The sequence below is a fragment of the Tuberibacillus calidus DSM 17572 genome (assembly GCF_000430685.1).
GTDB classification, from domain to species: Bacteria; Bacillota; Bacilli; order Bacillales; family Sporolactobacillaceae; genus Tuberibacillus; species Tuberibacillus calidus.
Window position 1 is genome coordinate 85532 of the sequence record NZ_AUMM01000009.1, and the last position, 13920, is coordinate 99451.

The 13920-nt window shown below is 39.2% G+C and carries 13 protein-coding genes and 1 pseudogene; 5 read left to right on the plus strand and 9 right to left on the minus strand.

Going from position 1 to position 13920, the window contains the following annotated elements:
- Positions 1-101: 101 nt before the first annotated feature.
- Positions 102-2177: a sigma 54-interacting transcriptional regulator gene (locus H532_RS20920; RefSeq protein ID WP_051263109.1), complete on the minus strand. Its 2076-nt coding sequence runs from the start codon at positions 2175-2177 to the stop codon at positions 102-104.
- An 876-nt stretch (positions 2178-3053) separates the two neighbouring features.
- On the opposite strand from H532_RS20920, the gene H532_RS0103535 reads away from it, so the two are divergent.
- Positions 3054-3323 carry a hypothetical protein gene (locus tag H532_RS0103535; protein WP_027724346.1) on the plus strand — a complete coding sequence of 90 codons (270 nt, stop codon included), beginning with the start codon at positions 3054-3056 and terminating at the stop codon, positions 3321-3323.
- A gap of 555 nt (positions 3324-3878) precedes the next feature.
- Here the strand turns inward: H532_RS0103535 and H532_RS20785 are convergent.
- A complete protein-coding gene (locus tag H532_RS20785; protein ID WP_051263110.1) occupies positions 3879-4244 on the minus strand; it encodes a sulfite exporter TauE/SafE family protein in 366 nt (121 codons plus the stop codon).
- A complete protein-coding gene (locus tag H532_RS20790; protein ID WP_051263111.1) occupies positions 4238-4678 on the minus strand; it encodes a sulfite exporter TauE/SafE family protein in 441 nt (146 codons plus the stop codon). The genes H532_RS20785 and H532_RS20790 overlap by 7 nt, the downstream gene beginning before the upstream one ends.
- Positions 4679-5232: 554 nt before the next feature.
- On the opposite strand from H532_RS20790, the gene H532_RS0103555 reads away from it, so the two are divergent.
- Genes H532_RS0103555 through H532_RS0103565 form a run of 3 tightly spaced genes read left to right on the plus strand, consistent with a single transcriptional unit; the run spans position 5233 to position 7122 of the window.
- A complete protein-coding gene (locus H532_RS0103555) occupies positions 5233-6033 on the plus strand; it encodes a hypothetical protein (RefSeq protein WP_027724347.1) in 801 nt (266 codons plus the stop codon).
- Between the two features lie 4 nt (positions 6034-6037).
- Positions 6038-6421: a GntR family transcriptional regulator gene (locus H532_RS0103560; RefSeq protein ID WP_027724348.1), complete on the plus strand. Its 384-nt coding sequence runs from the start codon at positions 6038-6040 to the stop codon at positions 6419-6421.
- The gene (locus H532_RS0103565) at positions 6418-7122 is read left to right on the plus strand and encodes an ABC transporter ATP-binding protein (RefSeq protein ID WP_027724349.1); all 705 of its coding nucleotides are present in this window, start codon (positions 6418-6420) and stop codon (positions 7120-7122) included. The genes H532_RS0103560 and H532_RS0103565 overlap by 4 nt, the downstream gene beginning before the upstream one ends.
- Before the next feature lie 157 nt (positions 7123-7279).
- Here the strand turns inward: H532_RS0103565 and H532_RS0103570 are convergent, their stop codons facing one another.
- The 4 genes from H532_RS0103570 to H532_RS17730 all read right to left on the minus strand — a co-directional run bounded on the left by H532_RS0103570 (position 7280) and on the right by H532_RS17730 (position 11989).
- A complete protein-coding gene (locus H532_RS0103570; RefSeq protein WP_027724350.1) occupies positions 7280-8956 on the minus strand; it encodes an ABC1 kinase family protein in 1677 nt (558 codons plus the stop codon).
- A gap of 264 nt (positions 8957-9220) precedes the next feature.
- Positions 9221-9526, minus strand: coding sequence for a phasin family protein (locus H532_RS0103575; RefSeq protein ID WP_051263112.1), 306 nt, complete (start codon positions 9524-9526; stop codon positions 9221-9223).
- A gap of 347 nt (positions 9527-9873) precedes the next feature.
- Positions 9874-11154, minus strand: a complete 1281-nt coding sequence (locus tag H532_RS0103580; protein WP_027724352.1) for a type II restriction enzyme — start codon at positions 11152-11154, stop codon at positions 9874-9876.
- The gene (locus H532_RS17730) at positions 11093-11989 is read right to left on the minus strand and encodes a DNA adenine methylase (RefSeq protein WP_051263113.1); all 897 of its coding nucleotides are present in this window, start codon (positions 11987-11989) and stop codon (positions 11093-11095) included. The genes H532_RS0103580 and H532_RS17730 overlap by 62 nt, the downstream gene beginning before the upstream one ends.
- A 277-nt stretch (positions 11990-12266) precedes the next feature.
- Here H532_RS17730 and H532_RS0103590 point away from each other — a divergent pair, with 277 nt between their 5' ends.
- The gene (locus tag H532_RS0103590) at positions 12267-13049 is read left to right on the plus strand and encodes a DNA-methyltransferase (protein WP_027724353.1); all 783 of its coding nucleotides are present in this window, start codon (positions 12267-12269) and stop codon (positions 13047-13049) included.
- A 267-nt stretch (positions 13050-13316) separates the two neighbouring features.
- Here H532_RS0103590 and H532_RS19795 read toward each other — a convergent pair.
- Positions 13317-13505: pseudogene (locus H532_RS19795) on the minus strand (ATP-binding protein); the annotation flags it as partial.
- 37 nt (positions 13506-13542) lie between these two features.
- The coding region (locus H532_RS0103595; RefSeq protein WP_027724354.1) for an ATP-binding protein at positions 13543-13920 on the minus strand (378 nt) is incomplete at its 5' end.

Consider the following 13920-nt stretch of genomic DNA (forward strand, 5'->3'; position numbering starts at 1 on the left):
ATAAACCCCCTTATGGTTTGGATAGAGATTCACAACATGTTCTATGCAAAATGTGTGCCAAAAAAGAAAAGCCCTTATGCCGGGCATTTTTGTAAGCACTTTCAAATGGTTTGAGATTTATTATCAGAACCTTGATATTTTTTCCCAAGGAAGCCTTCTAACTGATATTTTCTAATCTTGGCAGCTGCTGTCTTATGTGTTACTCCCAATGCTTTTGCTATTTGATTAAAGCTTGGGTAAAGCCGTGCGGCATGTTCATAAATTAATCTTTCATATTCGGCCATTGTTCGTAACGGTTGTTCAGTTAATAATTCATCTAGTGTGTTTTGACTTTGCCCAAAGTGTCCTGAAGCGATCAAAGGCTTCTTGATATAATTGGGTAGATTTTCAATTAACAAAGTATCCCCGTCAACCAGAGTAATTAAACGTTCCATAATATTTTGCAATTCGCGGATATTACCTGGCCAACTATAGTTCATAAGAATTTCAATAAAACCATTTTCATACTTGTTGATATTTTTTCCCAACCGCTCATTAAATAACATTCGAAAATAATCTACTAGGAGCGGAATGTCCGATTTCCTTCTTCTTAAAGGGGGAAGGTGAATAGGAACAACATTTAAGCGATAATACAGATCTTCCCGAAACGCCCCTCTCTCCACCATTTCCTCTAAATTTTGATGCGTTGCGGCAATAATACGGACATCTAATGGAATGGTTTCGTAACCTCCGACCCGCTCTAATTCTCTTTCCTGGATCACTCTTAAAATCTTCGCCTGTAAATCAATATTTAAATCACCGATTTCATCAAGAAAAATCGTCCCGTGATTCGCGAGCTCAAATTTCCCTTTTCTCGTATTTAACGCTCCTGTAAAAGCTCCTTTCTCGTGGCCAAACAATTCACTTTCAATTAATTGTGGGGGTATGGCAGCACAGTTAACGCGAATGAACGGCTTCCCGTTACGTTTACTCGCTTCATGAATCGCCTTAGCAACAAGTTCCTTACCGGTTCCGCTTTCTCCAGTTATCAGCACCGTTGCATCTGTTTTTGCCACTTTGTTTGCCAATGACAATGTTTCTTTAAATGTGGCGCTTTCACCGATTAAGCGATTAAAGGCTTTATCAAAGATCTGATGTTTTGATAGTTCTTTTTCCAGATAAAGGGTTCTCTCTTTTTCAGTGTGGAGTTGTTCTAATAAAAATTTCATGTCATCGATCGGACTAAGGGTAAAAACGGTGCCAATGAACTTCCGATCGACAATGGTTGGGTTAATCCTTAAAATGTATGCGTTGTCTTTGTTAAAAGTTAGAATTTGGGCGTGAGGTGTATGTTTTTCCTTAATCTTCTTCCATATATCCATTCCTATAATACCTATGACGTTATTACTGACTTTTTCTTCTTCTATTAATCGAATAAAAGCTGGGTTAAGGAATATAAATTTACCTGACTCATCGGTCAATCCGATTAAATCATTAACGGATCGCAATACGAGTTCAAGTCTCTTTTGCAGCTGTTTGACTTCATGAAGTTCTTTACTTAAAGCGACAACATGAGAAATATCCTGAAAAAGAGCGATAGCCCCGATTATTTCCCGTTCAAAAATGATCGGTGCTCTGTTGGTCATAACGGTTTTGTTTCTTAACTTTTGCCGTTTGGCAATTTCAATTTTTCCGGTCCGTAAGATCACATCCAATCTCGAGTGAGGGACAACTTCGTTGGCTTTATTGTTAATCAATGCATTTTCCGGCATTTCGAGAAGGCGTGAGGCTTCCCTATTCACATATGTGATTCTGTTTTCTTTATTGACTAATAATATCCCACTCGGAATATGTTGGAGAATTACATCAAATGTCAAAGAGCTCTCCATAAGAAGACGATCGGCTTCCTGCTCGATCCGATTGTTTCCATCGTTTTGAAGCACTTTAGCAATTTCAGTTTGATCTTTTGGCAATAAAGGTTCGTCAAGGTGGATGTAAATCGATTCCCCTTGCTTAATCTTTAGCGAGACGATATTAATAAAATGCGTGATTGGAACTTTTTGTTCACGGTATTCTAACATGATAGTTTTCAGTTTGTCGTGAGTTTGAACAATGCTTTGTAGCTTAGCAATCAGCGTCGCGACAACACGAACATGCAAACCATTCTTCTTCATCACTTTAAACTCGTAACGATACATAGGTCCCCCTCTTTATTTAGGTTAAATCATAAGCTTAACCCCAATAGCGATGAAAACAGGCGAGCATATCAAGGATCTCATTCCTGATACCTTGGTTGATCTGTAACCCCCAATCGGGTGCCCGAGGATGTACTGCAACACCTTACCACCTGTTACGACCACTTGCATTTCATGGTAATCGAAAACAAATGGTCCCACACCTAAATATGGCAAACCATTCTCCGCTTTCATTTTCGGTGGATAATCTCTTCAATGTGCGCTCAACCCGTTGTCAGGAGGCAAAAATCCCATAACCCAAATGCGTTTACCAAGGGTCATCCTTGCACTTGTGGAAACGGATTTTTTTCAATCGAAAACTAGCACTCTATAGCAACGATCGCTCAATATTCGGAGGCACACTGAAATAAATATGTACACATGATCGTCATCATGATTCCATTCGACGAAGAAATGATAAGGTTTGCCCCGTCGAACAACCATCTCTTTTTTGCCGCGTAAGAACAAGATGATAGGACAATAGGATTACTTGATTGATAATGCCATTCCAATTGTAAAATGAAGTATCATTATCCTAAGATTAGTAATATTATAACATAATGTATTGCGCATCAGCCTATATGGAGCAAACCAATTGTTAATGGCAGCCATTTCTCGGATTGACCCCATTTGAAAAAACAAAGTGTCTTTTTTACGTCATGCTTTTGATGCTCTTGAAAGGTGATGGATCTCATTCATAAAAGTGTGGATGAGTCATCACATACAAAGAACCCAGACAAAAATTCCTTTACTGACAAGGGGCTTTCTAGGCATTAGCCGTTTCACAATAAAAATGCCTACGTAGGTTATAAACAAATACCCTAAAGGAGGGCGTTTTTGATGTATTATTACGGAAGTGATTATGGTACACCCTATCCGTTTGATTACTATCCATATTCTTATCCCCAACAAGAGCCGTTTGATGTTTATCGTCAGCCGCCGCAATGGCAATCGATTGAACGCCGATTGACTCAGCTCGAAAGGCAAAATGAACGACAAGATAGAGAGATTAACCAACTTCAACGTCGCCTTCAACGTGTCAATCAACGTCTGCGTCAAGTGGAAAGAAGGCTCAGCATTCCTTTTACGCCATTTGATGGGGAATATTAAAACCGGGATTGAACCGGTTTTTATTTTTGCTGTTTTTTATGAGTGTGGCCGCCGCGCATCCGGTTTTAGCCACGTTTTCTCACTTTCGGTTGCGTGATCGATGACGGCGTTTACGAACATTTTTTCTTTCGCCAACCGCCTTTCAACTCTCACTTACAATTCGATTACGCCGAGGAAATGTTTTGGAAATAACTAGGCTGCATTTTAATCAAAAATAAAAAAAGCATTTTATTTTGACGCCGAACTGCCAGCCAAATGATATGCAATCCGAAAAAGCATATTATTTCATGAGTTGGAGGACTAGAAAATGATATGCAATTACGAAAAATGGAAATAACTGGGTCCTATTTTGCCCAAAAACCAAAAAAGCATATTATTTTGAGGCCATTCCGCCAGCCAAATGATATGCAATTCGAAAAAGCGTATCATTTCACGAGCTTGGAGCCGCGCTAATGATACGCAATCATAGGAATTGGAATTATCTGGGCTCCATTTTGGCCAAAAACCAAAAAAGCATATTATTTTGAGGCAGTACCGCCTGCGAAAGCCGAATGATCATATAGCCAACTTTATGCCAACGAGGATGAGTACGGCGGCCAGCATTTGAAGGATCCGTTTTCCGGAAATCCGGGTCGATAAATAAACCCCCACTTGAGCACCGATGAAAATCCCCACGCTTCCCCAAATGGCTGCGGGCCAATCGATATTATTTTGGACGATGTGAATGATGACCCCAACTAGCGAGTAAAGGCATAGCGAGAAGATCGAGATGGCTGTCGCATAATGCGGGTGGACGCGAAAAAGATAAATTAATATCGGGACGAGGAGCCAGCCGCCGCCGATGCCAAAAAAGCTCGAGACAACCCCAAGTACAATGCCGATCACTAAAAGCGATACGGCCTGCGATTGGGTTTTCACCATATCGGGAGAAGTATGCCGGTCAATGGTCGCCGCAACTTCGTTTTGACTGTCACTAGCTTTCCGCTGATTCCCCGGGGCTTTTTTATCATCAGAAAGATGCCTAATGCCACGAGCATGATCGCAAAAACCGAATGAAAGGCTTTAGGCGAGGCTAGTTTCGTCAGCCAAATGCCGAGAAAGGTCCCGGGGGTTGCCCCTAATGCCAATAAAAATCCCATTTTAAAGTCAATGCGTTTTTGCCGTATGTACCCATAAATCCCAGATATAGAATTGATAAAAACCACGACGAGACCAGTGCCAGCCGCCATTTCCGGAGGCAAATGCAACAGGATGAGTAAAGCTGGAACAAAAATAAAACCACCGCCAGCTCCAACCATAATCCCGTATGCTCCGGCTGCAAAACCAATTATTAAAAGTAGTATTCCCGTTACCACAGGCATTCCCCTTACTTCAGACGGGTGTTTCCTCCGTCCACTTGTCCCTTTCATCATACGCCTTTAGCAAGTGGATTTCAAAAAGTAAAAAAACCGGGCATCCACTCAGCTATGATCTGACCCTAGGAAGTTTGGACCCATGAATCGCGTCTAATATTTGCCAACATTTGGTTTTGCGCAATGTTTCGACTGCCATTGAACCGAAATACGTTAGGTTTCCATCTTTTATGCAACGTATTCTCGTGTTGAAGGCCCAAAAACATCGCGTAAATGCGTGTGGACTCGTGAAGCGCGCCTTGAATCCCCCAATATTGACGCTTCACCTGGTAACCAGACGCTATCCCCTATTTTGATGGAATCGGGGGCTTTCGGATCCATCATTAAAACGACCCAAAATCTTACCGAATCCTCAGTGATTCTTCAAATGAACAGGCACTTTTGTATCAAAATGTGCAAGAAATCAAATTTTCCATTGACAAAATCTTGTGTACCTGTGTATTATGTTACTAGTACACTGGAACACAAATTCACTACACTTTAGGAGGTTTTGAATAATGAGTGCTTGGCTGCATTTATTTAGAAAGGAATTTCGTCTTGGGTTACCAGCGATGCTTTTTACGATTCTCATGTATTTTGTCGTCCTGATGACCTCGTCTTTTTTCAGTTTTAAAAGCGGGCATGTCATTGACGCGATGTTTGTTGTATCGTTAGTATTTATTTTTCCCCACTTTTTTTATCTTGCTTTCTATTTGTTCATCAGTTTACAAAGCGAACGGAAGAAATTACATCTTTGGCTATCTAATCCCATGCCGGGTTATCAGCTAATCCTTGCCAAAATGGCTTCAGGGTTCGTAGCCATGACCATCTCGTTATTTATAGTTTGTGCCGTCTGTTATATCACCTATTTCGTGCTTGGGACTAAAATTCCCATTCAAGATTGGTTAAGCTACACTGACGTTGTAAAAATTGGATCATTTTTCATTCTGCACATCTATCTCATTGCCATCTCTATTGCCGTTTGGCTGTTATTCTTCTGGATGATTTACCGCCTGCTCGCCAGCCGTCTCGGAATATGGGTGAGCGTTATTTTAACCTTAATCCTTTTCGGTTTGTGGAGCTATATCATCTCAAAACTACAATCGACCGTGCTTTATACTATTTTGACGCACTGGGGGAAGATTTCACTTGTGCCATTCATTAACAATCTTGACATATCAACAAGACATGGCATTCAGATTGCACCCCTAACAAACACAAGCTACATTTTTTTAGGCACGTATATCTTTGAAGCGTTGATTTGTCTCATTCTCTTTTTCGTTTCTTGCTGGATACTAGATAAGAAGATTGAGGTGTAAGCACATGACCGATAGCTTTGATCCATCTGCACCGATCTATCTGCAACTTTTAGAGCGCATTCAGAGGCAAATTTTACGCGGCGATTTAAAGCCTGGAGATAAATTGCCATCCGTTAGGGAAATGGCCATTCATTCCGGAGTGAATCCGAATACGGTTCAACGGACTTATCGAGAGATGGAGGCGATAGGGATTGTGGAAACAAGAAGAGGTCAAGGGACGTTTGTGACCGAAAAGGAAGCGATACTTCAATCGATGAGGGAGACGCTGAAAAATAAAGAAATCTCCCGCTTTGTGGAAGGGATGAAAGCCATGGGTTACACCCACGAAGAAATCCTCACTGGGCTTTCAATCTACCTATCTGGCGTGAAAGGAAGCGATCAGGAATGATTCGATTAAAACAGGTGAAAAAACGGTACTTAAATAAAACGGCACTAAGAGGCATTGATCTAGAACTTGTTCCGGGTAAAATCTACGGGTTAATCGGCGCGAACGGCAGCGGCAAGTCTACAACGATGAAACTGATTGCCGGACTTATTCAACCGACGAGCGGCCATGTTTTCGTCAACGATCAGCCAGTCGACCGCCGGATTGCGAAGGTTGTCTCCTATCTTTCGGAGCTTGATGAATTTTACGGTTTCTATACGGTCGAGGAAACCATTGATTTTTACGCTTCCCAATTCAGTGATTTTAACCGAAAAAAAGCCGATGCTATCCGGGAATATATGAAACTGGATCCGAACAGTAAAGTCAAACATTTATCAAAAGGCAATCGCGGGCGGTTGAAAATTGTGCTCACATTAGCCCGAGAAGCACCCGTGATTTTAATGGATGAACCGCTGTCAGGTCTTGATCCGATGGTTCGCGATTCCATCGTTAAAGGGCTGATTTCATTCATTGATTTGGAACACCAAGTGGTCATCATTACCACGCATGAAATTAAGGAAGTCGAAGCGATTCTTGATGAAATCATCGTCATTAAGAACGGAAAAATTCTTGCCCAAGAAAATGTTGAAGATATCCGTGTCAAAGAAAAGATCACGATCGTCGAGTGGATGACTAAATTATATGAGAAAGATAACAACGAATAACGCCGATCCCCACCTGTTGACGTTACAGGTGGGGTTTTCTTAATTTGCTATAACGGCGCTATATCGGAGCAAAGACTTCAGGAGCAATCTCGGATTATCGTTTTCTTAATCAGCGATATGATCGCCACGTCGAAGTGTTTTACGTTTTCACCTCATTTTAAAACCGCCCTGAGCGGAAAATCGAAAACAAGAGCCATAAAAACATCAGTACGGCGATGACAAATCCTCCGCCAATAAGCGGCAAATTCCAGATGACGCTCGGTTTTCCGGCAATCGCCCCAGCGATGATTAAGCCGCTCATGATTAAGCTGAAGGCCAATAACACGATGCTGAAGGACAGACGGTTGCTGATGCGGTCTAATTTATGTAAGATCAGCTTGAGTTCCGGCGCCGAAAACTCCAAAGACAGTTTTCCTTTATTTAAAAGTTTCAGCGCGCTTTGCAAACTTCTCGGTAAATCCATCAATAAATCCGCGGTCTCGCGCCAATCTTTCCATGTGGCTTTGAGGATCTTTTTTGGATGGTAACGGTTTTTTAATATTTCCCGGCCAAAGGATTCCGCCACCTCTAGAATGCTGAGATTCGGATCGAGTTTTTCAACCACGCCTTCTACTGTCAGAAGCGCTTTGCCTAACAAGAAAATGTCGCTCGGCAATTTCATCCGATAACGGTACACAATCCCGAACAGCTCATTAATCGCATCGCCAAGGTGGATATCACGAAACGGGATATCATAATACTTCTCGCGCAGGCGGTCAATGTCTTTGTATAACTTCGCCCGATCCGTCTCCACGGGAATGATGCCCATCTTATCCATCGCATTTAACATCCCCGAAGTATCTTTGCGCATCATGGAAAGAACATAATCAAGTAAAACGGAACGCAACTCCTCGTTCAAGCGACCCATCATGCCAAAATCAAGAAAAATAATCGCGCCGGAGCGGGCTACCAAAAGATTGCCGGGGTGCGGGTCAGCATGAAAAAAACCCGCAATGAACGCCTGATCGAGCACCGCTTGCACTAAATTGACGGCAACTTTCCGCGGGTCGATGCCCTGACTCTCAAGTTCTTCCACTTGATTCACTTTTGTCCCAGATACATACGACATCGTCAAGACGCTTTCACCGGTTTGTTCCCAATAAATTTTTGGGACAATGACATTTTTATCATCGTTAAACATCCGGTAAAATTCTTCGGCGCTCTTCGCCTCCGTACGATAATCCAACTCCGCGCGAATCGATTGAGAAAATTCCTCGACAAGTTCCCGCAGCCGGTATTCCGCGACCCATTGAAAACGGTGTTCGGCGACTGCAGCCAGCTCTTCTAATATATCTAAATCGGTTAAAACCGTTTTCTCGATTCCAGGTCGTCGGACTTTTACCGCTACCTCTTCCCCCGAATGCAGCACAGCACGATGAACTTGTCCAATGGACGCGGAAGCAATCGGGATTTCCTCGAATGAAGCAAAAAAGACCTCCATCGGCCGCTTCAATTCATGCTCAATCACCATTTTGACTTCATCAAATGAAAAAGGCGGTACATGGTCCTGCAGTTTTTCTAATTCAGAAAGAATATCTTTCGGGAGGATGTCCGAGCGCGTACTCATGAGCTGCCCGAGTTTGACAAAGGTCGGGCCCATCTCTTCGATAAAGCGGCGGATCCGCACGGCCCGGTGACTGGCCGAAGCTTCTCCGGCTTGATCGATTTTCCGTTTCCGAATAGAAAAGATATCCGTCAATCCAAGGTCTTTCGCAATATACCCGAATCCATTCCGCAAGAGCGCAAAAGCCAAATCACGGTAACGTCCGAGATGGCGAAGCCGTTTATCAAACATGACCTTCCTCCCTTCGGCAAACGATCTGACCGATCACCACCAATATTTTTAAAAGCCGGGTTAGAAAATATGAACCGGACCCGTTTCAAAGTCACGGATTGCCCAAAATCAATTTATTTTATGGATGTACAAATACTTCAAATAATGGGGAGACAAATGAACCGGAACCCAACACCCGCCTTTTTATCAATGCGCGGAACGCCAAAAAATGGGGGGTCCAACGCCCCCGGAGCCCAACACCAGCCTTGCACCGCCTTTAATGCGTTATTGCCCGCCGTTCAGGCGTTTTTCCAATTCTTCAATCCGCTTTTCCAACCGTTCCATTTCCGATTTTTTCACAAGTTCAAGACGTTCAATCATGTTATTGATCTTGCGATTGATTAACGTCTCAAGCTCGTTACTCGTGCTTTCCCCTTTTTTCATGAGTTCTTTTAAAAACTCCTGCGACTCCGACTTCGTCATTTCCCCGCGCTTCACCAATTCTTCAACAGCCTTCTCCAGCTGTTCTTTACTTGTCACCGCAAGCCCAAATCCCAACGCCAAACTTTTCTTCAAAACATCTTTCAGCATTTTCGCCACCACCTTTTCGGATTTACCTTTATTGTATGCCCAAAATCGTTGGATTTCCAACCTTCAAAATGTGAATATTCTTTTCTAAAAAAACATCTGCCCCGTGAGCAATTAATAATTCAGGTTATAATAAAGAACCCCACTGTCTTAATAAAGGCGCGGGGTTTAAATTCATTTATATCGAAAAAATATTTATTTTGATAGAACTAATAAGAGGTCAACTCTTAATAATGTTACATTATACGCATTAAAATATCACACAAACAAATGCTCAACTATCGATTTATATAAGATATCGGAAACATCCCAGTTTATACATTTTTAATTTCAATTTTTTATAGAGCCGACTATTCATTTGGTAAATTTCTAATCCACATCACCCAACCACGAATCGTTGATGCTCTCCTCTGAAACGTCTCTTCACTTGTAATGTTATATAATTGATGATACTTCATCCTACTTACAATAAAATCGTTTGTTACACTTCCATCTTGTTCAATTTTATCGTATACTTCTTTAAATATTCTATGCTTAAGAATTAACTCAGCCAATTTTAATCGTTTTTGCCTGTATGGAAGTTGCATTATTTTACGCCCCAGATCATTTAAAGTTACAAACACTCCTTCCTTTGACCGATACTTGTTGGCCAAGCCCAAATATAAACAACTATTGAAATAGTAGTCTGCTTGTCTTTTATGAAAGTCAAAGTTCTCAGCAATTTGATTTCGGCTTAAATCTTCTTCATATAACAGAGTTAATAAATCATGTACTTTCCCAAAATCATCGGCTTGCGGAAAAGGTACTTCTGGTTCTTTCACAAAATTATTCGCCCTTGAAACAATTTCATTTATATCATATTGTGTAATTTTTTCGTGTTTAATGGTATAGTTTTTTTGTCTTACTAATGTTAAAGAATTATATGTCATATCATCTTGAAATTTGAATTCAAAAAAATAAAAGATATCATTTGATATGGTAAAGAAAACGGGTCTTATTTCTTTATTTGTTCTATCTTTCCAAACTCTATATGGATAATATAATTGCCTGATATTAAAGTCAGTGACTTTTTGCTTTTTTGCCTCTGCAATCATAAAATAACTTGGACCTTCGTAAGCACCATCAATTTCAATTTGTGCACCTTGAACTTCAATTTTCCTAGTAGATCCTCGACTACTTAAAATATTATAATTAAAATTTTTACTCCTCATTCTCCCTGATACAGTAAATAAAGTTTCCTCACCTAAAAAATCATCAATCATCCCTGAAATATATGCACAATGTAAGGCGGCTGCTTCCGAATATAAATCAGTCGATTTAACAGTTTCTATATGACTTGGTATGGTCATTTGTTTAGGCATTAAGTTTTCATCATATTTTAGATCCATAAAAATATTGAAATCACCGATAATATAGGATTTAGCAGATAAAGGCAATATGGATAGATTATTCTCGACAAACACATCCGGTAAATTTGTTTTATGGTCAAACTTGCACATCAATCGTGGTTCCCTATATTCACGAATATCTTTTGCCTGTATTTCATAAAAACCTTTTTTATTAATTTCGTTAAGTATATTGTATTTCTCGAATATCTTTTTCCATTCTTTGTCGTTTAATGTTTCTACCATCGCCTATAATTAATACCTCCTTAATCTTTCCTCTTTTGTCTGCTTTAGAATTTATACTTCTTGCGGCATCGACATTTTTAATAATAACCCCTGGGTATTCATATATTGAGTTAATGAATTCCGTATTTGAATTACTTAATAAAACGTAACATCCTTTTTCGTACAATCTAATAAATGTGTCACGAAGCCTCAATTGTTCACTTTTCCCGAAACTTTCTTTACTATAACTCGTAAAAGAAGAAGTCTTAGAAATCGGATCATAGGGTGGATCAAAATATATGAAATCTCCCTCTTGTGCACCTTCAACAGCGAGTTCAAAATCCGTATTTAAAATTTCTATTTTATTTTCATTTAAATATTTATGAACCGCCCGAAGTACTTCTTCATTTATATAATCAGGGTTCTTATATCTTCCAAACGGTACATTAAAATAGCCCTTACTATTAACTCTATATAAACCATTAAAACAAGTTTTATTTAAGTAGATAAAACGAGATGCTTTAATATAATCAGGTAGTTGGTCATACTCCTTTTTTCTGTCCATCTCTCTAATTTGATAATAATACGTGGAATTATTTTCATGTTTCTTCAAGTCATTAATTAATAAATCAATTTTGTCGACATTCATAATGACTTTATATAAATTTATTAGTTCCTTGTTAATATCGTTTATGACAGCCTTTTCTGGTTTGATATCAAACAACACTGCACCTGCCCCAACAAAAGGCTCGTAATAGGTATTATAAGTACTCGGTATATATTTCCTTATTTCAGGTAAAAGTTGTCTTTTACCACCAGGCCATTTTAAAAATGGTTGTAATTTATCCATTTTCATTTTTCACTCCTTAAAGTTAGTATTAGTTTAAAAAGTGCTAACTAACACTAACTATTAAGTTTAATTATACTATAAATAAAAGGATCGGCGCCAAAACCATAATTTGAGTTTCCTCAACTATCATTAAACCATAGACAATGTTATTTAGTTTTTTTATAATTGAATCAAGTGACCCCATGGTTTTAATTAACTTCTCACCTCTTTATTCCACCGTGTTTCCCTCAAAACCCTCATAAATTATTTTGACTTTTTTTACCATTCTGGAGGAGTTCTTATTATGATGCACTTGTTTCATTCACCCTCAGAAAATTTATATCGCCAATCAAACTATGTATTATTATTTGGTGATGCGTTAGAAGAATTAAAAAAAATCCAAAGCCAATCCATTGATTTAATTTTTGCGGATCCACCCTATTTTTTATCTGGAAACGGCTTGACATTTAACTCAGGGAAAATCAAATCCGTTAATAAGGGGGATTGGGATAAAGCCCAATCGATATCAAAAATTAATAGTTTTAACGCAAAGTGGTTAAAAGAGTCCTTTAGGATACTAAAACCAAGCGGTACAATATGGATAACTGGAACGCATCATAATATTTATTCAGTTGGTATGACTTTACAAACGTTGAACTTCAGGATACTTAACCACATTACATGGGTAAAAAAGAATCCTCCGCCAAACTTTTCCCATAAATATTTTAATTTTTCTACGGAATTTATCATATGGGCTAAAAAAAATAATGACTTTCCTCACTATTTTAATTATGAACTTATGAAATACTGTAATTATGGTAAACAAATGACAGATGTATGGTATTTCGATAGAGCATCTAAAGAAGAAAAAATCTATGGTAAACATCCTACTCAAAAACCCCTAAAACTTCTTGAACGAATAATTCTAGCCTCCTCTAAACCCCACCAAATTGTCTTAGATCCTTTTACAGGTAGCAGCACCACTGGTGTAGCAGCTCTAAAACACAAAAGGTTTTTTATTGGGATAGAAAAGGAGAAAGGATATTTTGACTTATCTATTCGTCGTTTAAATTCTATAAAACTTTAAACATGCATAATAGGTTTTAATCTAGGACAAATATATCAAGACTATTCCATGTATAACTTATTGTGAGTATACTGTATACGGGAATGTACTTATCTTTACAATAAAATAAGTTAAGTACAGCATACTCATTTAAGCGAGGACAAGCAATACCGTCAACTTCTAGTCATTTTTTGAAGCACCAAGACTATATGTGGCTAAGAAATTGTATTTGGCAATAGATAAATGTATAACATAGCAAGCCTTTTTGTAGCCACTTGCACCCCTTTCTTAGCGACTTTGAGTCATTGATTCTCTTAATCGATGACTCTCACCTTTGAATAAAATCAAATGCGAATGATGAATGAGTCGATCGACAACAGCTTCTGTCAAAATAGGATCTCCAAATACATGATTCCATTACCCAAACTGAAGGTTAGTTGTGATAATGATGCTTCTTTGTTCATAACACAGACTGATGTGTAACCGTCAAGTAAAAATGAACACTTTTTGCTCATTAATTTTGAACACTTTTTTCCCCAAAAATGGAAGAACGATGTTTCATACGATAACTGGAATCGTCAAATTGAATGACTTCCACACGGTGGATTAAACGATCTAATATCGCGGTTGTTATACCCGGCTCACCTATTATTTCACCCCATTCACTTGGGCTCTTATTGGAGGTTAAAATAATAGAGGCTTTATCATATAAATCATTGATCAAATGGAAGAATAGATTGGCTTCACGAGTGTCCATTGCCATATACATCAAATCATCAATGATAACTAAGTTTGAATCTCTTATTCGCTTCATCCTTATCTGAGACTTCCTTGTGAATTCTTCCGTCTTTAACGTATGGACAAGTTCTCCCATTGATATAAACGAAACTTT

Excerpts from the sequence above, each read along its gene's own strand:
- H532_RS0103570 (WP_027724350.1), bottom strand. The coding sequence starts at position 8,956 with ATGTTTGATAAACGGCTTCGCCATCTCGGACGTTACCGTGATTTGGCT.
- H532_RS0103535 (WP_027724346.1), top strand. The coding sequence starts at position 3,054 with ATGTATTATTACGGAAGTGATTATGGTACACCCTATCCGTTTGATTAC.
- H532_RS0103555 (WP_027724347.1), top strand. The coding sequence starts at position 5,233 with ATGAGTGCTTGGCTGCATTTATTTAGAAAGGAATTTCGTCTTGGGTTA.
- H532_RS0103590 (WP_027724353.1), top strand. The coding sequence starts at position 12,267 with ATGATGCACTTGTTTCATTCACCCTCAGAAAATTTATATCGCCAATCA.
- H532_RS17730 (WP_051263113.1), bottom strand. The coding sequence starts at position 11,989 with ATGAAAATGGATAAATTACAACCATTTTTAAAATGGCCTGGTGGTAAA.
- H532_RS20920 (WP_051263109.1), bottom strand. The coding sequence starts at position 2,177 with ATGTATCGTTACGAGTTTAAAGTGATGAAGAAGAATGGTTTGCATGTT.
- H532_RS20785 (WP_051263110.1), bottom strand. The coding sequence starts at position 4,244 with ATGGTGAAAACCCAATCGCAGGCCGTATCGCTTTTAGTGATCGGCATT.
- H532_RS0103575 (WP_051263112.1), bottom strand. The coding sequence starts at position 9,526 with ATGCTGAAAGATGTTTTGAAGAAAAGTTTGGCGTTGGGATTTGGGCTT.
- H532_RS0103560 (WP_027724348.1), top strand. The coding sequence starts at position 6,038 with ATGACCGATAGCTTTGATCCATCTGCACCGATCTATCTGCAACTTTTA.
- H532_RS0103565 (WP_027724349.1), top strand. The coding sequence starts at position 6,418 with ATGATTCGATTAAAACAGGTGAAAAAACGGTACTTAAATAAAACGGCA.
- H532_RS0103580 (WP_027724352.1), bottom strand. The coding sequence starts at position 11,154 with ATGGTAGAAACATTAAACGACAAAGAATGGAAAAAGATATTCGAGAAA.